Source organism: Kitasatospora sp. NPDC090091 (assembly GCF_044747365.1).
Taxonomy (GTDB): domain Bacteria; phylum Actinomycetota; class Actinomycetes; order Streptomycetales; family Streptomycetaceae; genus Kitasatospora.
Map to the genome: position 1 here is coordinate 167,292 of NZ_JBIVDY010000002.1, position 24,953 is coordinate 192,244.

The 24,953-nt window shown below is 72.2% G+C and carries 21 protein-coding genes and 1 tRNA gene; 11 read left to right on the forward strand and 11 right to left on the reverse strand.

The window, feature by feature from the left end; translation table 11 throughout:
• Positions 1 to 99 precede the first annotated feature (99 nt).
• The 3 genes from ACIPSC_RS03720 (at position 100) to ACIPSC_RS03730 (ending at position 5,547) form a co-directional block, all read left to right on the forward strand.
• Positions 100 to 879 carry an alpha/beta fold hydrolase gene (locus tag ACIPSC_RS03720; protein WP_400822694.1) on the forward strand — a complete coding sequence of 260 codons (780 nt, stop codon included), beginning with the start codon at positions 100 to 102 and terminating at the stop codon, positions 877 to 879.
• A gap of 124 nt (positions 880 to 1,003) precedes the next feature.
• On the forward strand, positions 1,004 to 1,945 hold the full coding sequence (locus ACIPSC_RS03725) for an NAD-dependent epimerase/dehydratase family protein (protein ID WP_400822695.1): 942 nt from the start codon (positions 1,004 to 1,006) through the stop codon (positions 1,943 to 1,945).
• Positions 1,942 to 5,547 (forward strand): aminotransferase class I/II-fold pyridoxal phosphate-dependent enzyme, encoded by a 3,606-nt coding sequence (locus tag ACIPSC_RS03730; protein WP_400822696.1) that lies wholly within the window; start codon positions 1,942 to 1,944, stop codon positions 5,545 to 5,547. Before ACIPSC_RS03725 ends, ACIPSC_RS03730 begins: the two co-directional genes overlap by 4 nt.
• A 73-nt stretch (positions 5,548 to 5,620) precedes the next feature.
• Here the strand turns inward: ACIPSC_RS03730 and ACIPSC_RS03735 are convergent, their stop codons facing one another.
• The 5 genes from ACIPSC_RS03735 to ACIPSC_RS03755 form a co-directional block, all read right to left on the reverse strand.
• Positions 5,621 to 6,181, reverse strand: coding sequence for a toxin (locus tag ACIPSC_RS03735; RefSeq protein WP_400822698.1), 561 nt, complete (start codon positions 6,179 to 6,181; stop codon positions 5,621 to 5,623).
• Positions 6,178 to 6,618, reverse strand: a complete 441-nt coding sequence (locus tag ACIPSC_RS03740) for a helix-turn-helix domain-containing protein (RefSeq protein ID WP_400822699.1) — start codon at positions 6,616 to 6,618, stop codon at positions 6,178 to 6,180. The genes ACIPSC_RS03735 and ACIPSC_RS03740 overlap by 4 nt, the downstream gene beginning before the upstream one ends.
• 396 nt (positions 6,619 to 7,014) lie before the next feature.
• Complete coding sequence (locus ACIPSC_RS03745; protein WP_400822701.1) at positions 7,015 to 8,181, reverse strand: MAB_1171c family putative transporter; 1,167 nt, start codon at positions 8,179 to 8,181, stop codon at positions 7,015 to 7,017.
• A gap of 44 nt (positions 8,182 to 8,225) precedes the next feature.
• A complete protein-coding gene (locus ACIPSC_RS03750; RefSeq protein WP_400822702.1) occupies positions 8,226 to 8,951 on the reverse strand; it encodes a WHG domain-containing protein in 726 nt (241 codons plus the stop codon).
• 170 nt (positions 8,952 to 9,121) lie between these two features.
• Positions 9,122 to 9,192, reverse strand: a tRNA-Gly gene (locus ACIPSC_RS03755).
• Positions 9,193 to 9,473: 281 nt separating this feature from the next.
• Between ACIPSC_RS03755 and ACIPSC_RS03760 the strand changes: the two genes are divergently transcribed.
• The gene (locus tag ACIPSC_RS03760; protein ID WP_238860297.1) at positions 9,474 to 9,695 is read left to right on the forward strand and encodes a hypothetical protein; all 222 of its coding nucleotides are present in this window, start codon (positions 9,474 to 9,476) and stop codon (positions 9,693 to 9,695) included.
• Between the two features lie 82 nt (positions 9,696 to 9,777).
• Complete coding sequence (gene dcd / locus ACIPSC_RS03765; protein ID WP_400822703.1) at positions 9,778 to 10,353, forward strand: dCTP deaminase; 576 nt, start codon at positions 9,778 to 9,780, stop codon at positions 10,351 to 10,353.
• 136 nt (positions 10,354 to 10,489) lie between these two features.
• Here dcd and ACIPSC_RS03770 read toward each other — a convergent pair whose 3' ends face one another.
• The 4 genes from ACIPSC_RS03770 to ACIPSC_RS03785 form a co-directional block, all read right to left on the reverse strand.
• Complete coding sequence (locus ACIPSC_RS03770; protein WP_400822705.1) at positions 10,490 to 11,380, reverse strand: metal-dependent hydrolase; 891 nt, start codon at positions 11,378 to 11,380, stop codon at positions 10,490 to 10,492.
• 104 nt (positions 11,381 to 11,484) lie between these two features.
• Positions 11,485 to 12,501: a Yip1 family protein gene (locus tag ACIPSC_RS03775; RefSeq protein WP_400822706.1), complete on the reverse strand. Its 1,017-nt coding sequence runs from the start codon at positions 12,499 to 12,501 to the stop codon at positions 11,485 to 11,487.
• A gap of 174 nt (positions 12,502 to 12,675) precedes the next feature.
• Positions 12,676 to 13,824, reverse strand: a complete 1,149-nt coding sequence (locus ACIPSC_RS03780) for a sugar phosphate nucleotidyltransferase (RefSeq protein ID WP_395295237.1) — start codon at positions 13,822 to 13,824, stop codon at positions 12,676 to 12,678.
• A 310-nt stretch (positions 13,825 to 14,134) separates the two neighbouring features.
• The gene (locus ACIPSC_RS03785; protein WP_400822707.1) at positions 14,135 to 16,357 is read right to left on the reverse strand and encodes a (Fe-S)-binding protein; all 2,223 of its coding nucleotides are present in this window, start codon (positions 16,355 to 16,357) and stop codon (positions 14,135 to 14,137) included.
• A 337-nt stretch (positions 16,358 to 16,694) separates the two neighbouring features.
• Between ACIPSC_RS03785 and dnaK the strand changes: the two genes are divergently transcribed.
• The 5 genes from dnaK to ACIPSC_RS03810 all read left to right on the forward strand — a co-directional run bounded on the left by dnaK (position 16,695) and on the right by ACIPSC_RS03810 (position 22,316).
• A complete protein-coding gene (dnaK, locus tag ACIPSC_RS03790; protein ID WP_400822709.1) occupies positions 16,695 to 18,533 on the forward strand; it encodes a molecular chaperone DnaK in 1,839 nt (612 codons plus the stop codon).
• Complete coding sequence (gene grpE / locus ACIPSC_RS03795) at positions 18,530 to 19,159, forward strand: nucleotide exchange factor GrpE (RefSeq protein ID WP_400822711.1); 630 nt, start codon at positions 18,530 to 18,532, stop codon at positions 19,157 to 19,159. The genes dnaK and grpE overlap by 4 nt, the downstream gene beginning before the upstream one ends.
• Before the next feature lie 245 nt (positions 19,160 to 19,404).
• Positions 19,405 to 20,559 (forward strand): molecular chaperone DnaJ, encoded by a 1,155-nt coding sequence (dnaJ, locus tag ACIPSC_RS03800; RefSeq protein WP_400822713.1) that lies wholly within the window; start codon positions 19,405 to 19,407, stop codon positions 20,557 to 20,559.
• Positions 20,560 to 20,566: 7 nt separating this feature from the next.
• On the forward strand, positions 20,567 to 21,085 hold the full coding sequence (locus ACIPSC_RS03805; RefSeq protein WP_400822716.1) for a heat shock protein transcriptional repressor HspR: 519 nt from the start codon (positions 20,567 to 20,569) through the stop codon (positions 21,083 to 21,085).
• Between the two features lie 202 nt (positions 21,086 to 21,287).
• Positions 21,288 to 22,316 carry a helix-turn-helix domain-containing protein gene (locus tag ACIPSC_RS03810; RefSeq protein WP_400822717.1) on the forward strand — a complete coding sequence of 343 codons (1,029 nt, stop codon included), beginning with the start codon at positions 21,288 to 21,290 and terminating at the stop codon, positions 22,314 to 22,316.
• Positions 22,317 to 22,344: 28 nt separating this feature from the next.
• Here the strand turns inward: ACIPSC_RS03810 and ACIPSC_RS03815 are convergent, their stop codons facing one another.
• Positions 22,345 to 22,518, reverse strand: a complete 174-nt coding sequence (locus tag ACIPSC_RS03815; protein WP_400822718.1) for a hypothetical protein — start codon at positions 22,516 to 22,518, stop codon at positions 22,345 to 22,347.
• A 343-nt stretch (positions 22,519 to 22,861) separates the two neighbouring features.
• Here ACIPSC_RS03815 and ACIPSC_RS03820 point away from each other — a divergent pair, with 343 nt between their 5' ends.
• Positions 22,862 to 23,476, forward strand: coding sequence for a nucleoside 2-deoxyribosyltransferase (locus ACIPSC_RS03820; protein ID WP_238860323.1), 615 nt, complete (start codon positions 22,862 to 22,864; stop codon positions 23,474 to 23,476).
• An 86-nt stretch (positions 23,477 to 23,562) separates the two neighbouring features.
• On the opposite strand, the gene ACIPSC_RS03825 is transcribed toward ACIPSC_RS03820, so the two are convergent.
• Positions 23,563 to 24,564, reverse strand: a complete 1,002-nt coding sequence (locus ACIPSC_RS03825) for a LuxR C-terminal-related transcriptional regulator (protein WP_400822721.1) — start codon at positions 24,562 to 24,564, stop codon at positions 23,563 to 23,565.
• Positions 24,565 to 24,953 lie beyond the last annotated feature (389 nt).

Here is a 24,953-nt window from a genome sequence, read left to right on the forward strand (position 1 = left end):
TGCACGGTGTAGTTGATTCAGTGATCTACACCGTGTAGTTTACTTTCTGTCGGCGGGACCCCGCCGAACACCCCGCCCCACCGCTCCCGGAGGACCCCCATGCCCACCGTCACCGTCAACACCGCCCGCATCCCCTACCGCATCGTGGGCAACGGCCCCGAGACCCTGCTCCTCGTCCACGGCACCGGCCCCGGCTCCGGCATGTGGGACCACCTGCTGGACGGCTTCACCGACCGCTACACCGTGCTGCTCCCCGAGCTGTCCGGCAGCGAGACCGCCGAGGACGACGGCGCCGAGCTGACCGTCGACACCCTCGCCGCCCAGGTCAACGCCGTCATCGAGGACGCCGGCCGCGGCCCCGTCCACCTGGTCGGCTTCTCGCTGGGCGCGGTCGTCGCCACCGCCGCCGCGGCCCGCCGCCCCGAGCAGGTCCGCCGGCTGGTCGCCGCCGCGGGCTGGATCAACGCGGACGACGAGTACCTGCGCAACATGATGACCGTCTGGCTGGCCACCGCCGGCGACCCGGCCGCCTTCGGCCGCTACGCCACCCTCACCGCGTTCAGCCGCGGCTTCCTCAACCGGATCGGCCGCGAGGCGGTCGAGGCCAACGCCGCCTTCATGCAGCCCACCCCCGGCACCCTGCGGCACATCGCGCTCGACCTCAGCCTGGACATCACCGACCTGCTCCCCCGTGTCCAGGCCCCGACCCTGGTGATCGGCTGCCGCCAGGACGCCACCATCCCGGTGGAGAACACCCGCCGCCTCCACGCGGCCATCCCCGGCAGCCAGTACGCCGAGTTCGACACCGGCCACGTCGTGGTGTTCGAACAGGCCGAGGCCTTCACCAGCACCGTTCGCGACTTCCTCGCCGCGGCGTGAACCGGGCCGCGCGGCGCCCTACGACCGGCGCCGCCGCCCGGCCCCACCACCGGCCGGACAGCCCGTCGCACAGCCCCGACGCATCTGCGACAAGAGCTGTACATGACCGGGTTAGTGTGCGGGCGTGAGCCTTCATGTCGTCATTGGATTCGGGCCCGCCGGAGCGGCCACCGCTCGGCTGCTGGCCGAACAGGGTCATTCGGTACGGGTCGTCACCAGGTCGGGCCGCAGCCCCGAGCCCGGAATCGAACACGTCGCGGTGGACGCGACCGACACCGAGCGGCTGGTCGCGGCCGCTCAGGGCGCGACCGCCATCCACAGCTGCGCCGCGCCGCCCTACCACCGCTGGGCGGACGAGTGGCCGCCGCTGGCCGCCTCCCTTTGCACGGCGGCCGAGCGGACCGGGGCCGTCCTGGTCATGCTCGGCAACCTCTACGGCTACGGCCCGGTGGCCGGTCCGATCACCGAGCAGCTGCCGCTCGCGGCCACCGGCACCAAGGGCCGGGTGCGCACCGCCGCCTGGGAGCAGGCGCTCAGCCTGCACGAACAGGGCCGGATCAAGGCGGTCGAGCTTCGCGCCTCCGACTTCTTCGGACCCGGTGTGACCGACGGCGGCCACCTGGCCGCACGGGTCGTGCCCCGGCTGCTGAACGGCAAGCCGGTCTCCACGCTCGGGGATCCGGACGCCCCGCACAGCTGGACCTACCTCCCCGACGTCGCCGCCGCCCTGGTCGAGATCGCGGGCGAGGAGCGGGCCTGGGGCCGAGCCTGGCACGTCCCGACCGAACCCCCGCTCTCCAACCGGGAGATGGTCGACCGCCTCGCCGCCGAGGCGGGCACCGGACCGGTGGCCGTCCGCCGGCTGCCGCCGGCCGTCCTCGGCCTCGCCGGGCTCGTCTCCCCGCTGCTGCGCGAACTCAAGGAGATCCGCTACCAGTTCGACGCGCCCTTCGTCGTCGACTCCACCGCCTACCAGGCCGAGTTCGCGGTCCGGGCCACCCCCGTCGCCGAGCAGGTCGAAGCGACCGTGGCGTGGTGGCGAGAGCGTCTGGCCGGCGCCCGATGAGCAGCGCGACAGCGAACGAGGGGGCTGGCGCCGCGCCGGCACGGCGGGACGACGTCGCGATCGTCGGGATGGCCTGCCGGTTCCCCGGCGCGCGGAACCTGAACCAGTACTGGCGGTTGCTCACCGCCCCGCAGGCGCAGTTCTCCACCGTCCCGGACAGCCGGTGGCGCGCCGGCGCCTTCCTCAGCGACAACTTCCGTGACGCGTCGTCGGCCTACACCGACCGGATGGCGCTGCTGCCGGACGTGGGCCACTTCGACGCGGCGCACTACGGCATCCCGCCGCGCCGCGCCCGGTCGATGGACCCGCAGCACCGGCTGCTGATCGACCTCGCCCGCGAGGCTCTCCAGGACGCGGGGTGGGAGGCCGAGGGCTTCGACCGCGAGGAGACCTCGGTGATCACCTCGCTCACCGAGAGCGGCTACCGCGACATCAGCGCGATGCGGATCCGGATGCGCCAGCTGGCCGGCGGCGAGTTCGGGGCGCGGGCGACCGACCCCGGACTCCACGAGGCGGTCCGCGCCGTCGACGGCCTGCACGGCTCCTCGGTGGCCGGGCTGCTGCTCAACATGGGCCCGAACACCGTTAGTTCGGTCTTCGACCTGCACGGCGAGAGCTACGCGCTGGACTCCGCCTGCTCCGGCGGGCTGATGGCCGTGGCCAACGCGGTGTACGCGCTGCGCGCGGGCCGCAGCCGGATCGCCCTCGCGGGCGGCGCCCAGCTGATGCTCACCCCCGACCTCCTGATCGGGCTCTGCCGGATCGGCGCCGTCTCGCGCAGCGGGCAGTGCCTTCCGTTCGGCGCCGAGGCCGACGGCTTCGTGCTCGGCGAGGGCGCCGGGGTCCTGGTGCTGCGGCCGCTGGCCGACGCGCTGGCGGCCGGGGACCGGGTCTACGCGGTGATCCGCGGGGTCGGCACGGCCAACGACGGCACCGTGCAGGGCGGTCTGCACCCGCAGGCCGCCGGCCAGCTCCGGGCGCTGCGCCGGGCCTACCGCGACGCCGGCCTCGCCCCCGGCTCGGTGGACTACCTGGAGGCGCACGGCACCGGCACCTCGGTCGGCGACCCGGTCGAGATCGGCGTCCTGCGCGAACTGCGCGGCGACGCCGGCGCACCCGCCTACCTGGGCGCGGTCAAGGCCGTGCTCGGTCACTCGCTCAACGCGGCCGGAATCGCCGGGCTGATCAAGACCGTGCTGGCGGTGCACCGCGGAGTGGTCCCGCCGCAGCCGGAGTTCGGCCTGGCCGACCGCTCCGCGCTGGACGCCGCGGGCCTGAGCGTCGCGACCGCCCCGAGCAGTTGGCCCGCGACCGACGGGCCGCGCCGGGCGGGCGTGAGCGCCTTCGGCTTCGGCGGCACCGGCGTGCACCTGGTGGTGGAGGAGTGCGCCACCGCCCCGGCCCCCGCGGAGCCGGACCACGAGCCGCAGCTGCTGGTGCTCAGCGGCCGCGACCGGGCCGGGCTGGCCCGCTACGCCCGCGAGCTGGCGGACACCCTGACCGCCGACCGGCCGCCGCTGGCCGCGGTGGCGGACACCCTGGCCCGCCGCACGCCGCTCGCGGAGCGGCTGGCCGTGGTGGTGCAGGACACCGAGGACGCCGCCGCCAAGCTGGTCGCGGCGGCCGAGGCCGTCGCGGCGGGCCGGAGCGGGGAGTTCGGGCCCGGGCAGCTGGCCGGCACGGTCGCGGACGGCGAGCCGGCCGAGGCGGCCGTCCCGGCGCCGGGCTCGCTCCCGGCCGGGGCCCGGACGGCGGCGCTGGCCGGGCTCGCCGAGCAGGCGGTCGCCGGCCCCGGGCTGCGTCCGCTGATGGAGCGCAGACCCCCGAGCACCCTGCCGCCGAGCCCGCTCGCCCCGCGCCACCACTGGGTGGTGGCGGAGGCCGGGCGCGACGTGGCGGAGCCGGCGGCCGAGGCCGACGCCGCGGCGGCCGGTAGCCCGGTGCGTGCCGCCGACGCCACCGCCGTGGCCATCGTGCTGGAGGAGGTGTCGCGGACCGGCGTCTTCCCGCTCTCCGACCTGGACGGGCGGATGACGCTGGTGACCGATCTCGGCTTCGACTCCCTGATGCTCCAGGAGCTGGAGGTCAACATCGGCAAGCGCGTCCCGGGCTTCCGCAGCGAGGAGCTCTACGAGCCCGGCGTCACCGTCGAGGGCCTGTCCGCCCTGGTCGGCCCGCACCTGGACGGCCCGCACTCGGACGGTGTGCAGCCGCCCGTGTCGGACAAGGCCGTACCGCACCCGGCCGTGCCCCACCCGGCCCGGCCGTACCCCGACCTGCCGGCGGCCGTGGGCGAGCCGCTGCCCGAGCCTCGGCCGCGGCTGATGCGCGTGCCCCAGCCCCGGCGGCCGGAACCGCCGGCCTGGTCGCCGGCGCAGCAGCCGGCCTGGTCACCGGGAACGGCGAGCGTCGACGACTTCCCCGAGGTGCGGCAGTTCGAGGAACGCCTGGGTGCGATCACCGCGAGCGGCGCGGAGTGGCCGTACTTCCGCGTCCACCAGGGCAACATCCGCGACACCACCGTGATCGGCGGCCGGCCGTACCTGTCCTTCGGCAGCTACAACTACCTGGGCCTGTCCGGCCACCCGGCGGTCAACCGGGCCGTGCACGAGGCGGTGGAGCGGTACGGCACCTCGGTCTCGGCCAGCCGGGTGCTCTCCGGCGAACGGGACCTGACCGTCCGGCTGGAGCGGGCGCTGGCCGACTTCCTCGGCGTCCAGGACTGCCTGACGCTGGTCAGCGGCCACGCCACCAACGTCACCGCGATCGGGCACCTCGTCGGACCGGGCGACCTCGTCATCCACGACGCGCTCGCCCACGACAGCATCCTCCAGGGCTGCACGCTCTCCGGGGCCGCGCGGCGCCCGTTCGCGCACAACGACACGGGGCAGCTGGAGCACATGCTCCGGCTCAACCGCTCGCGGTTCCGGCGGGTCCTGATCGCCGTCGAGGGCGCCTACAGCATGGACGGCGACCTCGTGGACCTGCCCGCCGTGATCGAGCTGAAGAAGCGGTACGGCGCACTGCTGCTGGTCGACGAGGCGCACAGCATCGGGACGGTGGGCGCAGGCGGCCGCGGCGTGGGCGAGTTCTTCGGCGTCGACCGGGCCGACGTGGACCTCTGGATGGGCACGCTCTCCAAGGCCTTCGCCAGCTGCGGCGGCTACCTCGGCGGCTCGGCCCGGATGGTCCGGTGGCTGCGGCACACGCTGCCGGGCTTCGTCTACAGCGTGGGCCTCACCCCGGCCAACGCGGCCGCAGCCCTGGCCGCCACCGAACTGATCACCGCGGAGCCCCACCGGGTCGGCGCCCTGCGGCGCAACTCCGAGCTGTTCCTCGGGCTGGCCGGCGCGGCCGGCCTGGCGACAGGCTCCAGCGCGCACACCCCGATCGTGCCGTGCATCCTGGGCGACTCGGCGCACACCCTGCACGTCGCGGACCGGCTCTTCGCCCGGGGCCTCATCGCCGATCCGATCTTCCACCCCGCCGTGGAGGAGGGGCTCTCCAGGCTGCGGTTCTTCGTCACCTGCGAGCACCGCGAGGACGACATCCGGCGCGCGGTGGCGATCCTCGCCGAGGAGGTGGCGGCCGTCCACGTCTGACCGGCGCCGCCCGGGCCGGGTCCGCGCCGGCCCGGACGGGTTCGGGCTCGGGTGACGTCCGCCCGGGGCGGGTTCAGATCAGCGTGCGCTCCATCCGGCTGAGCACCGCGCTCGCCCCGCCCCCGTCGGCCGGGGCGGCGCTGCTCGGTCCCCCGGCACCGCCCACCCGCTGGGAGAGCAGATAGGCGATGATCTCCGCCTCCTGCTCCTGGACGTCGTCGTAGGTGGCGCGCAGGAGCATGTCCCGCACGAGGTCGGGGTCGAGGTTGGGGAAGAGGAGGCGGGCGGTCGCCTCGTCCAGCCAACCCGCCCCGCGGTGGCAGCAGATGATGTGACCCAGCTCGTGCAAGATGATGTGCTCCTGATGCGTGCTGGTCGTGTTGGCGTCGTAGAAGATGAGGTCTTCGTCGCGTGCGGCGACCCACATGCCGCACGGGTGCGAGGCCGGCATGTGCATCGGGACCAGCGTGATCGGGCGTTCCCGGATCTCCCCGAGGTAGTGGCAGAGTTCGGCCACGTCGGCCACCTCGGGGAGGCCGAGCTCGGCGATCTTCTTGGCGCCCGCCTTCCGGAGCCGCTTGAGCTGGCTGTGGCGGTCCTGACCCGCCCCCGAGGCCTTCCTGCCGGCCCTCACTCCGGATTGGTGGCGTCGTCGACGGGCGGCAGACCCTGCAGCTGCCGGTACTGGTCCATGATGGCCGTGATGGCCTGGAGGTTCTCCTTCTTCATCCCGGCGGCCCGCATCGCCACCGCGCGGACCCCGGCCTGCCGCAGCGCCTCGATGGCGGCGACCTGGCTGAGCACCGACTCGGCGACCTGCTCGTCGAAGAAGTACGCGACCGAGACCCCGAAGAACTTCGCCAGGGCGGCCAGGAGGTCCGGTGAGGGGTTGGAGCGCTTGCCCGTCCGAAGCTGCGACAGATAGACACCCCCGACCTTGAGTTCGGGGCTGACCCGCTTCAGCTCCTCCGCCACCTCGGCGTTGGTCCAGTGCCGGCCCTTGGGCCGGACCGTTCTGAAGAGGTCGTCCAGACGCACCGCCAACACGGGCCGGTCGTCGGTCTCGGACATTGCGATTCTCCCCCCGTCACCTCCCAGTATTGCTCTCAGCTATCCGTCAGTTTCGCAGATTAGCCGCTAGTTGACAATCAGCCGAGACTCCGCCAACGTGGACCTCGCAGATAGCTGCCAGTTAACTTTGCTCACGGGGGTGGCCGAGTTGGCTGCAGCCTGCCACCTGGTCCGACCCTCGGGGGACGGGCCGGACCAGGCGCGGCCCGGCGGGGGAGACGTCCTCGCCGGGCCGGACATGACGAGCGGCCGATCCACCAGGGGGGAACCGGGGGACGGGGAAGCCGGTCGGGGGGAAGGCGGCGACCCGCGGGGGGGACGCGGGGAGTCGTCGAAACGGGGGCAACAAAGAAGAAACCCGCCCGGTCTGACGGGGGTTCAGGCCGGGCGGGAGCTCTATCGGTCCGCGGTGCGGAGTCTACTGTAGGCGGATGCGACCTGGGTGAGCCAGGCCACTTCCGCGGTGAAACCGACGGTGTCCCGGTCCTCGAAGTCGCCCGCGTCCTTGTTGTCGGCGGGGATGGTGCCGGTGCTCTTCGCCCGCAGCGCCTGGCGGATCTGGGCCGCCTCGGCGAGGGCCTGCCGGGCCTCCTCGGTCGTGCCCGCGCCGGCCCGGTCGGGGCCGTCGGCGGCGCGGTCGATGTAGGGCCGCAACTCCCGCCAGCCGTCGCGGATTTCGACCACCCGCCGGTGCAGCCGGTAGTTGAGGTCGGAGACCGAGGCGTTCGGCCGCGGCGGCTCCAGCGCGATGTCCGGCGAGGACTCGTAGAGGTCCCGCCAGAGCGGGTAGAGCGTACGGTATGACCGGTAACTCCGCGCCCACTCCAGCAGCTTGGCGGCCGACGCCCCCCACGAGGTGATGGTCAGGCCGAGCGAGAGGGTGACGATGCCCAGCGCGCTGAAGACGTTGGAGGCGAGCTGCCAGACGCCGATGTCCACCCCCGCCGCCGCGGTGAGGATGTTGACCGTCCGCGCCGTGCAGTAGAGAAACAGGATCACCGTGGCGACGGAGAGCGTCTGCAGGGCCTGCCGCAACGAGGCGTTGTCGGTCATCCGGGCGTACGGGCCGCACTGCAGGAAGATGGTGACGCACGGAACCGCCTGGGAGACGATGAACACCAGGAGGTAGGTCAGCACCAGCGGCTGGCCGCTGCCGGTGTTGAAGTCCGTGGCCGGCCGCCGGGTGCCGTCGGCGACCAGGAAGAGCACCACCAGCAGCACGTTGAGGGCGATGCCGGTGATCACCCAGTAGCGGGTCTTCCGGGCCGCCTCCTCGGCGACCGTCGCCGCCCACCCCAGCAGGATGATCTGCGCGCAGACGCAGTAGGCGACCGCCGACAGGTGCATCAGCAGGATCGCGAGGTTGCCGACGCCGAGGAAGCTCCCGCCCCCCATGGCGACGGCACCCATCGTGAAGGTGAGGCACTGCAGCAGCAGCGTGATCACCAGGACGCGGTAGCCGGCGTCCCGCCAGCTGCGCCGGACCTGGCCCAACCGGTAGGCGAGCGCGGCATAGGAGGAGAGCGCCGCGATGACGAAACAGAGGGTTCTAGTGGTATTCACGGCCTGATTCCCCGCCACTGCCGCACCCGCGGCCGACGGACGGTCTAGTCGTTGTGGTCGCCCAGCGGCACGTCGAGCCCGATGCTCTCGGCCGCCACGGCGATGGCGAAGTCGAAGAACGCCGGTTCGTCCCGGACGCTGTCGTGGGTGCGGCTGAAGACCTGGAACACCAGGAGCCCGATGAGGTTGCTCCACAGCACGATGCCGCGCTCGATGACGTCCGCAAACGGAGCCCCGGGCGCGCCCCCGAAGAGCTCGACGGCCTCCGGCAGCAGCAGCGACGGCCCGGGCAGCGGGCGGCGCGGCGGCGTGAGCTCGCCGGCCTCCAGCGCCGAGCGCACGATGCCGGCCATCACCGCGGGGGTCCGCGCGGCGGCCGGGACGGTGTCCTGCGGCGCGTGGTACCCCGGCACGGGCGAGCCGTAGATCAGCGTGAACTCACCGGTGTTCGCGAAGGACCACTCGCGCAGCGCCCGGGTGACCGCGAGGAACCGCGCACCCGACGACGCGCCCGCCTCCCGGGCCTCCTGGTCGGCCCGCTCCATCGCGGCGGCCGACTCGTTGTAGGCGTCGATGATCAGCGCGGTCAGCAGATCGTCCCGCTCCGGGAAGACGGCCGACACCTCGGCGGCGGCGTACCCGCCCGCTCTGGCGACGCCGTCGAGGGAAAGCCCCCCGGCCCCCAGTTTCACGAGCAGTTCACGCGCACTGGCCTTGATGGCCGCCGTCAGCCCGTCCTGGTCGGCGACGCTTGCTCCGGAAACATCCATGGGCCAAACCGTACCCGGCGGCCGACTCCCCCATAAGGCCGACGGCGAAGCCGCCCCGGCCGCCCGCTGTGATCCCGGCCACCGGCCCGCCCGACCACCCGCCAGGGCCTGCACCACCCCCGGCAAAAGCAGAAGCCGCAGGTCAGTGACCTGCGGCTTCTGCCGTACGGAGCGGGCGACGAGAATCGAACTCGCGCTCTAAGCTTGGGAAGCTCATGTTCTACCATTAAACTACGCCCGCCTGATGAGCCGTCAGAGACCGCTCGATCCGTTCTCACTGTACCCCATCCGTGACACCGGTTGCACAGGTGGCGGGGGGCCGTGGCGGAGCCGCCCGGAGCGGGGCGGGAGGCGTACTGTGTGGCCCGCGTGAGAGCGCTCCGGCGGGTGGGGTGCGGGGCGGCGAGCCGCGGTGTGGAATGTCCGGAACATCCCCTAATGTGACGCTGTCCCGAGGGGCCTCCCCCGTTCGGGGCGCGAAGAGTACGGGTGAGTACTGGGGTAAGGATGGGAAGGGGACCGATGGAGCAGCGCGCCGTCGTTCGTTGTGCCGAGGGGCACCTGTTCAGCACCACCACGTTCCCGATGCAGAACCTCGGACCCGGTCGGCTGGGGCCCGGCCGGTTGATCCGCTGTCCGCAGTGCGGACGGCTGCGGAGCTCGGTGCTGGCCGACGCGCGGGAACTGTCCGAGCCGCAACTGGCCCGCGCGATGCGGCTGGAGGCCGCGGAGTTCCTGGCCTGACCGGGGCGGTGGCAGTGCAGTGGTGACGGGCGCGGCCCCGGGCGATTCGTCCGGGGCCGCGCTGTGCACGTAACCTCGAAGCGTGCTGCTCTCTGACAAGGACATCCGGGCCGAGATCGACAAGGGCCGGGTCGTGATCGACCCGTTCGACCCCGCGATGGTCCAGCCCTCCAGTATCGATGTGCGACTGGACCGCTTCTTCCGGGTCTTCGAGAACCACCGCTACCCGCACATCGACCCCTCCGAGGAGCAGCCGGACCTCACCCGGCTGGTCGAGCCGGAGGGCGACGACGCCTTCATCCTGCACCCGGGCGAGTTCGTGCTGGCCTCGACCTACGAGGTCATCACGCTGCCCGAGGACGTCGCCTCGCGGCTGGAGGGCAAGTCCAGCCTCGGCCGGCTCGGCCTGCTGACGCACTCCACGGCCGGCTTCATCGACCCGGGCTTCAGCGGCCACGTCACGCTGGAGCTGTCGAACGTCGCGACGCTGCCGATCAAGCTGTACCCGGGGATGAAGATCGGGCAGCTCTGCCTGTTCCGGCTCTCCTCGCCGTCGGAGCACCCGTACGGATCGGAGCGGTACGGCTCGCGCTACCAGGGCCAGCGCGGCCCGACGCCGTCCCGCTCCTACCTGAACTTCCACCGCACCCGGATCTGAGCGGGTCGGGCCCCGGGCCCGGCCGCGGCAGAGCGCACGCACAGCGGGCGGCCGCCCCTCCGTCGTGAGGGGCGGCCGCCCGCAGCCGCGTCCGGAGCGCGCCGGGCCCGTGTGGGGCCCCGGCGGCCGCGGGGCCTCAGGCCCGCTTGGGCCGGGTGACGGCGACCAGCTCGCTGCCGTCCTCGGAGAGCCGCAGCTCGGTGCGGAGCTCGGCGAGCTCGCCGAGGTGGTGCAGGTGGGTGCCGCCGCAGAAGATCTGCGCCGCGCCCTCCGGCAGCTCGCAGTGCCACTGTCGGCGGGCGGTGAGCTCCGGGCCGGGGACGTCGATGCGGACCGGGGCGTCGGCGGCGACCCAGGCGGCCAGCCGGCCGTTCACGGCCTCGGTGAGGGCGGGCAGCGCGTCGGCGAGGGCCGGGAACTCCTCGGTGGCGTCCACCGTGAAGCCCTTCTTCTTCAGCGACTTGCCGAGCCGGTAGGTGTCGGTGCTCGCCTCGGTGTCCATCACCGAGCTCGCCATGGCGAGGCTGTCGAAGTCCGGGTGGCCGAAGGCGTCGGCGCGGCCCGGGTCCTTGCGCCAGCGCGGGGCGAGGGCCTCGTTCAGGGCCAGGGCCAGCAGGTGGCAGCCGCTGTGCGAGGCGGACAGGGCGCCCCGGCGCTCGGCGTCGACGGACAGCACGGCGGTGCGCCCGGCGATGTCGCCGGGGTCGGTGGCGAGGACGTGCAGGACCAGCCAGGACCACTCCTCGTCGCCGCGGCGGACCGGGATGTCGGCGCCGACCAGCGGGGCGCCGCCGTCCGGGCCGACGGCACCGGTCAGGCAGTCCACCACGGCCAGCTCGGTGCCGTCGACGGTGAGGGTGCCGAGGTCGGCCGGCTGGTCGGGCCAGGTGTGGTCAAGCGGGTGGAACGGGGTCGCCGCGGTGACGACCGCGAACCGGCCGCCGTCCAGCGGGTGCACCGCGAGCACCGGGGACTCGCCGGTCACCGCCCCGGCCGGGAAGCTGACGTGGGTGGTGGGGAGGGTCATGCCTGGCTCCGTGCGGGTGAGGGTGGGCGGAAGCGGAACGGGCCCCGCAGGCGGGGCCCGTCGACCATTCTCCCCCGGACCCCCGGTGGTGGCCGGGTGCGGGCTCAGCCCAGCGTCGGCAGCTTGATCAGCACCAGCAGCGCCGCGAGCTGCAGGGCGGCCGCGCCGGCCGCCTTGCCCCAGGGCAGGTCGTGCACCCGGCGGACCATCGTGGTCAGCAGGACGGCGCAGAGCAGCCAGCTGGCCCAGCCGACCGCCTGGACGACGACGTTGTCGGAGGGCAGCACCAGGGCCAGCAGCAGCCGGGGCACGTCCGTCGTCCAGCCGATCAGCACGGCCAGGCCGACCGTCGACTTCCACGGGCCGTCCCCGCCGAACTGGCGGGCCAGCGTGTAGGTGACCGCGCCGAGCGTGGCGCCGGCCAGGGTGAAGCCGATCGCGGCGGCCAGCATCGAGGTCAGCGCGACGGCGAAGGTCGAGTTGAAGACGTCGTCGCGGGTCATGCCGAGGCCGAGCACGGCGAGTGCGCCGTAGATCAGCGAGACGGTCAGCGCGGGCAGCCAGACCTGGTGGTCGCGGGTGCGGTCGAAGGTCGCGGCGGGGCTGCGGAAGATGCCGGCCAGCAGCTCGCGCCAGGTCGGGCGCGGTCCGGTGGCGTGCGGGGCGGACTGCCCGCCGGCGCGGTAGACGGCGACGTTGTCCTGGCCGTAGCCCTGCTCCTGGCCGTAGCCGCCCTGGCCTTGGCCCTGGTCCGGTCCGTACCCCGGCCCGTGCTCCCCGCCGTACCCGGCCCCGTACTCCTCGCCGTACTGCGGCGGGTACCCCTGGTCGGGGTACGGGTACGGCGGCTCGCCCGCGTACGGGTCGCTGCCGACCGGGAAGGCCCGGGTGTGGCCGGGCCGGTCGGCGGCGTACGGGTCGTGCCCCCCGGCCGGGCCACCGGGAACAGAGCCGGGAGCAGAGCCGGGCGCGGATCCGGGAGCACCCCGGTGCGGGGCGGTGAAGTACTCCGGCCCGTCCGTCTGCCCGTACCCACCGGGTGCACCCGCCGAGGGCGGAGGGGCCGACCACCCGCCATGGGGATCGGCGCCCTGACCGCTGTCGTATCGATTACCAGCCACGTTCCGAAGGTACCCGTCCGGCTGACTCCGCGTCGGCCGGGAACGGGGCCGGGGCAGCTTTGCAGCGAGCCTGTGACGGCGGTGACGGCGGTGACGGCCGCCACGGCCCCCACTGCCACCGCGGGCCCGTCGCCGGTGCCGTCCCCGCGGACGGACCTCCGGCCCCGCCCGGACTCAGCGCTGCGCGGAGACCTTCGGGCCGTGCACCGCCGCAGCCGCCGAGGTGCCCGCCGGGCAGCCGCCCGGACCGGCCGAGGTGCGGACGGCGCCGACCGGCAGCAGCGTGCCGCAGGCGATCCGGATGCCGCTCGGCAGCTCGTTGTCCGCCTCGACGATCGCGCCGTCGCCGATGACCGCGCCGTCCAGCGCGGTCCGGTCGCCGATGGTGGCGTAGGCGCCCACGATCGAGTCCTTGACCAGGGTGTCCGGGCCGATCACCGCGCCGGGCAGGATCACGCTGCCCTCGACGATCGCACCGGCCTCGACGACCGCGCCCTCGGAGATCACCGTGCCGCCGCTGAGCACCGAGCCCGGGTGGACGGTCGAGCCGGGCAGCAGCAGGGCGTCACCGGTCGGGCCGGGGACCGCCGGGGAGTCCACCTTGCCGAGCACCAGGTCGGCCGAGCCGCGGACGAAGGCCGCCGGGGTGCCGAGGTCCAGCCAGTACGAGGTGTCCACCACGCCGCGCAGCAGCGCGCCGGTGGCCAGCAGCTCGGGGAAGGTCTCGCGCTCGACGGAGACCTCCCGGCCGGCCGGGATGCGGTCGATCACGGAGCGGGTGAAGACGTAGCAGCCGGCGTTGATCTGGTCGGTGACGATCTGCTCCGGCGTCTCCGGCTTCTCCAGGAACTCCAGCACCCGCCCGTTCCCGTCGGTGGGGACGAGCCCGAAGGCGCGCGGGTCCTCGACCCGGGTGAGGTGCAGCGTGACGTCGGCCCCGGCGGCCACGTGGCCGTCGCGCAGGGCGGCGATGTCGACGCCGGAGAGGATGTCGCCGTTGAAGACCAGGACCGGCTCGTCGGGGCCGCAGGTGAGCCCGGAGGCGGCGTTGCGGATGGCGCCGCCGGTGCCGAGCGGCTCGCGCTCGGTGAGGTAGACCAGCTCGATCCCGTACGGGGTGCCGTCCTGGAAGTGGTCCTCGAAGACCTCGGCGAGGTAGGAGGTGGCGAGCACCACGCGGGTGACCCCGGCCGCGGCCGCGCGGGCCAGCTGGTGCGCGATGAACGGAACGCCTGCCACCGGCAGCATGGGCTTGGGGGTGTGGGTGGTGAGCGGGCGCAGTCGCGTGCCCTTACCACCGACCAGCATGATCGCCTCGGTCATGGTCTGCGCTGTTCCCCTTGTGGTCTCTGCGGCCCGGCCCGGCGGGCCGATACCTCCGTCAGTGGTCAGGACACCCGTCCGGTGGGCCGGAACGGGGCGACCGGCACAGGGCCGGTCAGGCGCCTACTGTATTTCCTTCCAACGCGGGCGCGGTCAGGCGGCCGTGCCATTGGCACCAGCCCCTCACGAGTCCCGCCCTCCGCGGGCGTGCGCCGCGGGCGCCGCCGCGGGCCCAAAAGCCCGGCCCGGCGGGCGCTCTCGCGGCGTCCACCGGGCCGGGCAGTTGTAGCAGAACTGTCGAACAGGGACGTTACGCGTCCACGGTCTCCGGCTGCTCCGCCGCGGCGGGCGGGGTCGCCTTGACCGAGTCGAGCAGCAGCTGGGCCACGTCGACGACCTTCAGGTGCTCCTTGGCCGCACCCTCGTTCTTCTTGCCGTTGACCGAGTCGGAGAGCATCACCAGGCAGAACGGGCAGGCGGTGGAGACGATGTCCGGGTTGAGGGACAGCGCCTCGTCCACGCGCTCGGTGTTGATCCGCTTGCCGATGCGCTCCTCCATCCACATCCGCGCGCCGCCGGCGCCGCAGCAGAAGCCGCGCTCCTTGTGGCGGTGCATCTCCTGCTGGCGCAGACCCGGGACCTTGTCCATGATCTCGCGCGGCGGGCTGTAGACCTTGTTGTGGCGGCCCAGGTAGCAGGGGTCGTGGTAGGTGATCAGGCCCTCGACCGGGTTGACCGGGACGAGCTTGCCCTCGTCGATCAGGTGCTGCAGCAGCTGGGTGTGGTGGATGACCTCGAAGTGGCCGCCCAGCTGCGGGTACTCGTTGGCGATGGTGTTGAAGCAGTGCGGGCAGGTGGCGACGATCCGCTTCTTGGGCGCGTCCTCCAGCGCCGCGTTCAGCGTCTCGACGTTCTGCGCGCCGAGCATCTGGAAGAGGAACTCGTTGCCCAGGCGGCGGGCGGAGTCACCGGTGCAGGACTCCTCCTTGCCGAGGATCGCGAACTGCACGCCGGCGGTGTGCAGCAGCTCCGCGAAGGCCTTGGTGGTCTTCTTGGCGCGGTCCTCCAGGGCGCCGGCGCAGCCGACCCAGTAGAGGTACTCGACCTCGGCGGGGTCGATGTCCTCGCCGATCACCGGCACCTCGATGCCGGTCTCCTTCTTGAGCTCCTTGACCCAGTCCAGGCGGGCCTTGGTGGCCATGCCCCACGGGTTGCCCTTGTTCTCCAGGTTCTTGAGCATCGTCCCGGCCTCGGTCGGGAACGAGGACTCGATCATCACCTGGTAGCGGCGCATGTCGACGATGTGGTCGATGTGCTCGATGTCCACCGGGCACTGCTCGACGCAGGCGCCGCAGGTGGTGCAGGACCAGAGGACGTCGGGGTCGATGACGCCGTTCTCCTCGGCGGTGCCGATCAGCGGGCGCTCGGCCTCGGCCAGGGCGGCCGCGGGGACGTCCTTGAGCTGCTCGGCGGTGGCCCGCTCCTCGCCCTCCATGTCCTTGCCGCCGCCGGCCAGCAGGTACGGCGCCTTGCCGAAGGCGTGCTCGCGCAGGCTCATGATGAGCAGCTTGGGCGAGAGCGGCTTGCCGGTGTTCCAGGCGGGGCACTGCGACTGGCAGCGGCCGCACTCGGTGCAGGTGGAGAAGTCGAGGATGCCCTTCCAGGAGAAGTGCTCGACCTGGGAGACACCGAAGACGGCGTCGTCGGCCGGGTCCTCGAAGTCGATCGGCCGGCCGCCGCTGGTCATCGGGCGCAGGGCGCCGAGCGCGGTGCCGCCGTCCTCCTCGCGCTTGAAGTAGATGTTGAAGAAGCCGAGGAAGCGGTGCCAGGCCACACCCATCGAGGGGTTGAGGCCGATGGTGGTCGCCCACGCGAAGGAGATGCAGATCTTCAGCATCGCGAAGAGGTAGACCAGGTTCTCCAGCGTCCCGTGCGACAGCCCGCTCAGCGCGGACACGATCGGGTACGAGACCAGGTGCTCCGGCCCGTAGGAGTCGACGCCGGCGAGGGCGCCCTCCAGGGCGCGCAGCATGGTGATGCAGAGGCCGATGCCGAGGATCGTGTACTCGACGTAGAAGGCCTGCCAGGCGATCGAGCCGGCGAAGCGCGACTTGCGGCCGGACTTCGACGGCAGGCTGAGCAGCCGGACCACCATCAGGGTCAGGATGCCCAGGGTGGTCAGGGTGCCGAGGAGCTCGACGAAGAGCTGCCAGAGCATCCAGTGGCCGATGATCGGCAGCGCGAACTCGGCGTCGAACAGCTGGCCGAAGGCGTTGACGATGGTCAGCACCAGGCTGAAGAAGCCGACCGCGACGAACCAGTGCGCGACGCCGACGACGCCCCACTTGTTCATGCGGGTGTGGCCGACGAACTCGACGGCCACGGTCTTCACGCGCTGGACGGGCTGTCCGAACCGGGTGGGATCGGACTGGCCGGTCCGCACCACCTTGAAGATGTACATCGCCGCACGGGCGGCGAGCGCGGTGCCGATCACAAACGTGACCAGCGAGATGACGATCGCTGCTAGCTGCATCGGCTCTCCGTCTCCTGCGGCTTTCCTAGGGGTGCAGTCTCTCCGGGGTCAGTGTACTCGTCGGTAACTTACAGGGCCGACGGGCGGGACATTACCGTTTGTCAACTCTTCTCCTGAAGATGCTCAAGGTATGGCGGCAGTCACGTAAGTCCACCCTCGGCACTTCGAATCGGCCCGTGCGCGCCCGTCCGGCGCGCCTCCAGTGTCCGATCCGCACCCGACCCGACGCCAGAGCTCAGCAAAGTTGAGCGCGCCGGACTCAACGCTGTTGACGCTCCCGGGGGAGTCGTGCATCCTTGAGCCTGTAAAGCTCAACTCTTCCGTGGAGGTATCTACGATGGCACGCGCGGTCGGCATCGACCTCGGTACGACGAACTCGGTCGTCAGCGTCCTTGAGGGTGGCGAGCCCACCGTCATCACGAACGCCGAGGGTGCGCGGACCACGCCGTCCGTCGTGGCCTTCGCCAAGAACGGCGAGGTCCTCGTCGGTGAGGTGGCCAAGCGCCAGGCCGTCACCAACGTCGACCGGACGATCCGCTCGGTCAAGCGCCACATGGGCACCGGGTGGAAGATCAACCTGGACGGCAAGGACTTCAACCCGCAGCAGATCAGCGCCTTCATCCTGCAGAAGCTGAAGCGCGACGCGGAGTCCTACCTGGGCGAGACCGTCACCGACGCCGTCATCACCGTCCCGGCGTACTTCTCCGACTCGGAGCGCCAGGCCACCAAGGAGGCCGGTGAGATCGCGGGCCTCAACGTCCTGCGCATCGTCAACGAGCCGACCGCGGCCGCCCTGGCCTACGGCCTGGACAAGGACGACCAGACCATCCTGGTCTTCGACCTCGGCGGCGGCACCTTCGACGTCTCCCTGCTGGAGATCGGCGACGGGGTCGTCGAGGTGAAGGCCACCAACGGTGACAACCACCTCGGTGGTGACGACTGGGACCAGAAGGTCGTCGACCACCTGGTGAAGGTCTTCCAGGCCGGCCACGGCGTCGACCTGTCGAAGGACAAGATGGCCCTCCAGCGTCTGCGCGAGGCCGCCGAGAAGGCCAAGATCGAGCTGTCCTCGTCCTCCGAGACCTCGATCAACCTGCCCTACATCACGGCCTCCGCCGAGGGCCCGCTGCACCTGGACGAGAAGCTCACCCGCGCCCAGTTCCAGCAGCTCACCTCCGACCTGCTGGAGCGCTGCAAGGTCCCGTTCCACAACGTGATCAAGGACGCCGGCATCTCGCTCTCCGAGATCGACCACGTCGTCCTGGTCGGTGGCTCGACCCGCATGCCGGCCGTCGCCGAACTGGTCCGCGAGCTGACCGGCGGCAAGGAGGCCAACAAGGGCGTCAACCCGGACGAGGTCGTCGCCATCGGCGCCTCGCTCCAGGCCGGTGTCCTCAAGGGCGAGGTCAAGGACGTCCTGCTGCTCGACGTCACCCCGCTGTCCCTCGGCATCGAGACCAAGGGCGGCATCATGACCAAGCTGATCGAGCGCAACACCACGATCCCGACCAAGCGCTCCGAGATCTTCACCACGGCCGAGGACAACCAGCCGTCCGTGCAGATCCAGGTCTACCAGGGCGAGCGCGAGATCGCCGCGTACAACAAGAAGCTCGGCATGTTCGAGCTGACCGGCCTGCCGCCGGCCCCCCGCGGCCTGCCCCAGATCGAGGTCACCTTCGACATCGACGCCAACGGCATCATGCACGTCGGCGCGAAGGACCTCGGCACCGGCAAGGAGCAGAAGATGACCGTCACCGGCGGCTCCGCGCTGCCGAAGGACGACATCGAGCGCATGATGCGCGAGGCCGAGCAGTACGCGGAGGAGGACCACAAGCGCCGCGAGTCGGTCGAGACCCGCAACCAGGCCGAGCAGCTCGTCTACTCGACCGAGAAGTTCATCGCCGACAACGCCGACAAGCTGCCGGCCGAGGTCAAGACCGAGGTCGAGACCGCCATCGGCGAGCTCAAGGAGGCCCTGAAGGGCGAGGACATCGCGACGATCCGCGAGGCCTCGGAGAAGGTCTCCACCACCGCCCAGAAGCTCGGCCAGGCCCTCTACGCCAACGCCGACGCCGCGGGTGCCGCGCCGGCCGGCGACGCCGCGGGCGCCAAGGACGACGACGTCGTCGACGCCGAGATCGTGGACGACGAGAAGCCCAAGGGCGGTGCGGCATGACGGAGAAGCCGCAGGGTGCTGAGCCCGGCGACGACTCCGCCGCCGAGGAGGCCGTGGTCAAGGCGGCCGAGGAGGCCGCCGCGGCGGGCTCCGGCTCCGACGAGGACGTCGCCGCGGCCAAGCGCGAGCTGGCCGAGCGGACCGGGGACCTCCAGCGCCTCCAGGCCGAGTACCAGAACTACCGCAAGCGCGTCGAGCGCGACCGGATGACGGTGCGCGAGATCGCGGTCTCCAACATCCTGGAGTCCCTGATCCCGGTCCTGGACGACATCGGCCGGGCCCGCGAGCACGGCGAGGTGACGGGCGGCTTCAAGTCCGTCGCCGAGTCGCTGGAGACGGTCGTCGCCAAGCTGGGCCTGCAGCAGTTCGGCAAGGAGGGCGAGCCCTTCGACCCGACCATGCACGAGGCGCTGATGCACAGCTACTCCTCGGACGTCACCGAGGACACCTGTGTCCAGATCCTCCAGCCCGGTTACCGGATCGGCGAGCGGATCATCCGCCCGGCGATGGTGGCGGTGGCGGAGCCCCAGCCGGGTACCCAGACCACCTCCGCCCCGGACGCCGAGTCCGGGAAGTCCGCGAAGTCCGCGGACTCGGACAAGGCTGACGGTGGCGCGGACAGCTGACCACCTGTGACAGCTGAGACCCTGTGCGCTGCGGAGTCGTACGCCGGCCAGTACGGCGGCCGGCTCCGCAGCGCCGTATCCGTTGACGCCACGTGGCGTGGACCCGTAACTGTTGACTTCGGGAGGTGGCGGGAGCGCATGAGCGTGCGAAGCGAGCGAATCGTCGAAAGGTGCGCGTTCCGCGAAGCGGCCGCCGAGCGATGGGGGCACCTCCCGGCCGCCCCGGCCGGGGGAGAGGTGGGCGCATGAGCGGCAAGGATTTTGTGGAGAAGGACTACTACAAGGTCCTCGGCGTACCCAAGGACGCCTCCGCCACCGAGATCAAGAAGACCTACCGCAAACTGGCGCGCGAGTTCCACCCCGACGCCAACAAGGGCGACACCAAGGCCGAGGACCGCTTCAAGGACATCTCCGAGGCCTACGACGTCCTCTCGGACGAGAAGCGCCGCAAGGAGTACGACGAGGCCCGCGCCCTCTTCGCCAACGGCGGCTTCCGCGCCGGCGGCCCCGGCGGCGGCAACTACGGCTTCGACTTCGGCGACCTCTTCAGCGGCAGCCAGGGCGGCTCCGGCGGCGGCCTCGGCGACGTCTTCGGCGGCCTCTTCAACCGCGGCGGCGGCGGCCGGCAGGCCCAGCCGCGGCGCGGCGCCGACGTCGAGACCGAGGTGACGCTCTCCTTCGAGGAGGCCGTCGACGGCGCGACCGTCCCGCTGCGGATGACCAGCCAGGCCCCCTGCCGCACCTGCAGCGGCACCGGCGCCAAGGCCGGCACCACTCCCCGGGTCTGTCCGACCTGCGTCGGCGCCGGCACCGTCAGCCGCGGCCAGGGCGCCTTCGCCCTGTCCGAGCCCTGCCGGGACTGCCGCGGCCGGGGCATGATCGTCGACGACCCGTGCACCGACTGCCACGGCAGCGGCCGGGCCAGCTCGGCCCGCACCATGCAGGTGCGCATCCCGGCCGGTGTCCAGGACGCCCAGCGCATCCGCCTCAAGGGCAAGGGCGCCCAGGGCGAGCGCGGCGGCCAACCCGGCGACCTCTACGTCACCGTGCACGTCGATCCGCACCCGGTCTTCGGCCGCAGGGCCGACAACCTCACCGTGACCGTCCCGGTCTCCTTCCCCGAGGCCGCTCTGGGCGGCACCATCGAGGTACCGACGCTGAACGGCCCCTCGGTGAAGCTCAAGCTGCCCCCGGGCAGTGCCAACGGCCTCACCCTGCGGGCCCGCGGCAAGGGCGCCACCCGCAAGGACGGCACCCGCGGCGACCTCCTGGTCACCGTGGAGGTCGTGGTGCCGCAGCACGTCACCGGCGACGCGCTGACGGCCCTGGAGCAGTACCGCGAGGCCACCGCCTCGGACGACCCGCGTGCCGCCCTCTTCAAGGCGGCGGAGGGAGCGTGACGACCAGATGACCCCCGACAGCAACGCGCGCGGCCCGATCGGCCCCGGGATCGGCGAGGGCCTGCCCGGCGCCACCGCACCGCGCGCCCGCCGCACCGCCCCGCCGCCGCAGTACGTCCTCACCGAGGACACCCCGGTGTACGTGATCTCGGTCGCGGCCGAGCTCTCCGGCCTGCACCCGCAGACCCTGCGCCAGTACGACCGGCTCGGCCTGGTCTGCCCGGACCGCACCGCCGGCCGCGGGCGCCGCTACTCGGCCCGGGACATCCAGCAGCTGCGCGAGGTCCAGCGGCTCTCCCAGGACGAGGGCATCAACCTGGCCGGCATCAAGCGGATCATCGAGCTGGAGAACCAGGTCACCGCGCTCCAGTCCCGCATCGCGGAACTGATCGACTCGCTGGAGGGCGCCGCCACCGCGCTCCAGCAGCGCGAGGCCGCCGTGCACGCCTCGTACCGCCGCGATCTCGTCCCGTACCAGCCGCCGACCCAGTCGAGTGCGCTGGTCGTCTGGCGGCCCAAGCGCTGACCGGCCCACTCACCGACGGCCGCCGGTTACCTCCTGAACGGGGGGTGCCGGCGGCTCGGTGTTTGATGAGAGGCTGCCACTCGACAGCCCCGCCGCGGGCCGGTGGAACAATGCCTGATCCCGAACCCGACCCACGACCTAAGATCGCCGGCGGGGGCGCGTACAGTCCTGGAGCCAATCTGTCGTCGAGAAGGAGCCGCCAATGAGCGGGAGGGACGACTCCACCGCGGGCGTCGGCACGCAGGGCACCCTGTCCGCAGGCGCCCACGATCTCTATCTCGCGGTTATCCGCACGCACGGCCGTATCGCGCGCAAGGAAGTGGCGGAATCCGAGTACAGCTATCTCAGCGAACTGCTGGACATCGGCCTTCTCGTCCCCGACACAGATGATCCGCACGTTCTGCTGGCCGCCGATCCGCAGCAGCTCTCGTCCGGTCTGAGCGCCACCTGGCAGCGCCAGGCGCTGGAACTCCTGGCCCGCGCAATAGCCATACCGGGCGACCTCCAGGGGCTCGCGGACGCCTTTCACAACCCGGACGCCACCGGGGGGACGGTCGAATACGTCCGCGGCAAGGCGATCATCAATCAGCGCATCAATCACGCGGTCGCCTCGGCGAAGGAAGAGGTGCTCGCCGCCCAGCCCGGGGGTCCCCGGCCCCCGGAGGTCCTCTCCCAAACCCTCTCCGAGGACCTCGAGGATTTGCGGCGGGGAATCTCCGCGCGGACCATCTACCACCCGAGCACCCGGTACCACGCGCCGACCAGAGACTACGTGGCGACGCTCACCGAGGCCGGCGGGAGGTTCCGCACGCTGGACGAGCCGTACACCCGGCTGATCATCGTCGACCGGGCGCTGGCCGTCATCCCGGTCGCCGAGGACCTGAACCTGGCCGCGTTCATCCACGACCCGGCGGTCATCCACTTCCTCACGCACGAGGTGTTCGAGCGCAACTGGAACCGCGGGCTCGACTTCAGCGGCGGGCGGACCGTCCCCCAACAGGTGGTGTCCCGGATGCGGCAGACGATCATCGACCTGCTGCTCGACGGCACCAACCACAGAGTCATCGCCCGCCGGCTGGGCATCAGCGAGCGCACCCTGGCCCGCCACCTCGCCGAGATGCGGGAGGACTACAACGTGGAATCGCTGTTCCAGCTGGGGTACGCGCTGGCGCGGTCGTCACGGGAGTCCCACCACAGGCCTGCCAATCCCGCCGCACCCGGGAACGGGTGAGCGGCGAGATTCGCAGCCCAACCGACTGTCAGGTCCAGGAGTGGTCCTGGTCCAGCAGCAGAACGGAAGCCTGATCGGAAACACCGTTCGCGTCGCCCTCGGAAACCGAGTAATTGACATGAACGGAACGATCAGCATCATGGCCAGTGGCAAAAGCACCGGCGCCAAGCATCACGAGGACGCCGGCGGCCATCGTCACCATGACCGTCCGAGCAGCCCGACGTATACGAGACATGCGCGCACCTCATCCTCTAGTGGCGCGTCGGATCGAATACACGCGCGACGCACCGTCAAACGATCAGATGGTGCCACACGGCAGTTCTGACTGTCACGGGCGCACTCACGTCAGAGGGTGTCATCTCTCTGCCATGCAGACGGATGCCACCAAGCATCAGTGGACTGGTGACTCTACTCGGTGGACGATCAACTAACGCCTCTTCCCGGCGTTGGAACAGCGAATAATCCCTGCGATTGTCCCGCCCTGATCTCCACACCCGGTGTCGGCCAGGAGCAGCCGAGCCGACGCCCTTCCCCCGGAGTCGACAATGACCGAGCCCTACCTGCGTCACCACGACAGCCAGGCCCACGAGGGCCGGCGTGCACGGGTCTTCCTGGCCGCACCGCTGATGCGGCTGACCGGCCCGGCGGACAGCGTGGTGACCCTGGCCAGCCGGACGCGGCTGACGACGCTCCGCACCACCCTGCTCCGCAGCGGCGCCGCCGTGTACAGCGCCCACCACAGCGACGCGTGGACCGTGTCCGGCCGGGCCCCCGAGCCCCGGGTCCCCTCGGACTTCCGCGCGCTGCAGTCCGCCGACCTGGTCTTCGCCTACGTCGGTGCGCCGCTCTCCGCGGGCGTCAGCCTGGAGCTGGGCTGGGCCTCGGCCCTGCGCAAGCCCATCGTGCTGCTGGTGGACGAGGCGATCACGCACAACCCGCTCATCGCCACCATCGAGCAGGTCGCCCCGGTCCTGCCGCTGGTCTTCGACGACACCTGGTCGCAGGAGGCCCTCCACCACACCGTGGAGACCGCCCTGGACTGGGCCGGCATGGCGCTCTCGCTGCGCGAGGGCTTCTGGACCGCCCCCGGCGAGCAGTTCACCGTCCCGCGCCAGCAGCCCCCGACCGGCTACTGGCCGACCGGCGCTGCCACCGGCTGACCTCGGCGGCCCGCACCGGGCGCCCCGAGCGGCCGCCCAGGCCCCCGTACGCGGCCGTCCGTGCCGGAGGGCCGGGGCGGCCGCGCTCACCCCGCCTCGCCGTCCTGCTCGCCCCGCATCAACCAGCCGAGCTGGAACAGGGTCTGCGCGCCGTGACGGTCCCGCAGACGGGAGATGTGGGCGGCGACGGTGCGCTCGCTCAGCCCCAGGCGGGTCGCGACGGCGCGCTGGGTGAGGCCGCGGGCGAGCAGCCGACCGACCCGGTCGGGCCCGTCGCGGCTGGTGCCGTGGGCGTGCGCGGCGGCCCAGTCGGTGCTCTCGGCGCGGGCCCAGTCCCGTTCGAAGGCGTTGACCAGGAAGGCGACGGCGGACGGGTCGGAGATGAACGCCGCGGCGCTGTGGTCCTGGGCGGCGGAGATCACCGCGACCGAGCGGTCGAAGACGAACAGGCGCTGGAACGGCTCGTCCAGGGTCCGGATCGCCGAGCCGAGCCGGGTGACCTCGGCCGCGTACGCGCGGGCGGCCGGCTCCGAGACGGCGATCGGCTGGTAGATGGTCCGCAGCGAGCAGCCGCGCTGGAGCAGTTGGACGTCCTGCAGCAGCGCGATCTTGAGGGCGTCCGGCGGGCGGTGGCCCGGCTGGGCGGTGAGCACCTCGGTGCGGCAGTCCGAGACCAGCTGCGAGATGCGGTGCCGGATGTGGACGTGGCCCTCGATGTAGACCGCGCCGCCGGAGCGCTCGGGCGGGCGGGGCGGCATCGCGTCGTAGGCCTGGGTGAGGCCGTCCAGGGCGCCGGGGAGGTTCTCCGCGCGGACCAGCAGCCGGGTGGCCTCGCTGCGCAGCTCGGCGCCCAGGCGGTCGCTGACGGAGCGGGGGCTGACGGCGACGTAGCAGGCGTCGATCGGATTGGGCATCAGCAGGCCGACGTCGACCAGCTGGCGCAGGGCGTCCTGGTCGGAGTCCGGGACGTCGGCGGCCGGGACGCGCCCGCCGTCGGCGAGGACGGCCAGGTAGAGCCGCCGGGCCGCCTCGTCCGGTTCGCCGCCGGGCCCGCCGGGGCCCGGGGCGGCCGTCGGCTCCGCCGTCACCTGGAACACTCCCTGCCGAATGGATCGCGGATGTGCCTGTGCTTCGGCCGGGCCGCGGTCGGGCGGGCCGGCGCCACGCGTGCCCACGCGCCTTCCGGTCATGATCCCAGCACCGCGCGCCGCACGCGATCACGGTACTAGTCCGGCCCCAAGCGCCGGCGGGCCCCCGGGTCCCGGGTGCCGTCGCACGCCGGGAGGCCGGGGGCCGCCGGTGCCACGCCAGGGTCTGTGCGCTTCCGGCGAGGCGGAGCAGCAACGCCTCGCCGGATCCGGTCCCGGGGGCCATCACCACACATGGCGTCCCGGCCGGCGCTCTTCCCCCCGATATGCAGGTACGGAGTACCTCACGCATCCAGTACTGAAGAGCAAGTCGCCACCACGGGCTGCGG

Coding starts and splice junctions, on each gene's coding strand:
- ACIPSC_RS03740 (WP_400822699.1), bottom strand. CDS start 6,618: ATGTCCGAGACCGACGACCGGCCCGTGTTGGCGGTGCGTCTGGACGAC.
- ACIPSC_RS03730 (WP_400822696.1), top strand. CDS start 1,942: ATGAGCAGCGCGACAGCGAACGAGGGGGCTGGCGCCGCGCCGGCACGG.
- ACIPSC_RS03720 (WP_400822694.1), top strand. CDS start 100: ATGCCCACCGTCACCGTCAACACCGCCCGCATCCCCTACCGCATCGTG.
- dnaK (WP_400822709.1), top strand. CDS start 16,695: ATGGCACGCGCGGTCGGCATCGACCTCGGTACGACGAACTCGGTCGTC.
- ACIPSC_RS03770 (WP_400822705.1), bottom strand. CDS start 11,380: ATGACCCTCCCCACCACCCACGTCAGCTTCCCGGCCGGGGCGGTGACC.
- ACIPSC_RS03760 (WP_238860297.1), top strand. CDS start 9,474: ATGGAGCAGCGCGCCGTCGTTCGTTGTGCCGAGGGGCACCTGTTCAGC.
- ACIPSC_RS03750 (WP_400822702.1), bottom strand. CDS start 8,951: ATGGATGTTTCCGGAGCAAGCGTCGCCGACCAGGACGGGCTGACGGCG.
- ACIPSC_RS03815 (WP_400822718.1), bottom strand. CDS start 22,518: ATGGTGACGATGGCCGCCGGCGTCCTCGTGATGCTTGGCGCCGGTGCT.
- ACIPSC_RS03820 (WP_238860323.1), top strand. CDS start 22,862: ATGACCGAGCCCTACCTGCGTCACCACGACAGCCAGGCCCACGAGGGC.
- ACIPSC_RS03780 (WP_395295237.1), bottom strand. CDS start 13,824: ATGACCGAGGCGATCATGCTGGTCGGTGGTAAGGGCACGCGACTGCGC.
- ACIPSC_RS03805 (WP_400822716.1), top strand. CDS start 20,567: ATGACCCCCGACAGCAACGCGCGCGGCCCGATCGGCCCCGGGATCGGC.
- dnaJ (WP_400822713.1), top strand. CDS start 19,405: ATGAGCGGCAAGGATTTTGTGGAGAAGGACTACTACAAGGTCCTCGGC.
- ACIPSC_RS03810 (WP_400822717.1), top strand. CDS start 21,288: ATGAGCGGGAGGGACGACTCCACCGCGGGCGTCGGCACGCAGGGCACC.
- ACIPSC_RS03785 (WP_400822707.1), bottom strand. CDS start 16,357: ATGCAGCTAGCAGCGATCGTCATCTCGCTGGTCACGTTTGTGATCGGC.
- grpE (WP_400822711.1), top strand. CDS start 18,530: ATGACGGAGAAGCCGCAGGGTGCTGAGCCCGGCGACGACTCCGCCGCC.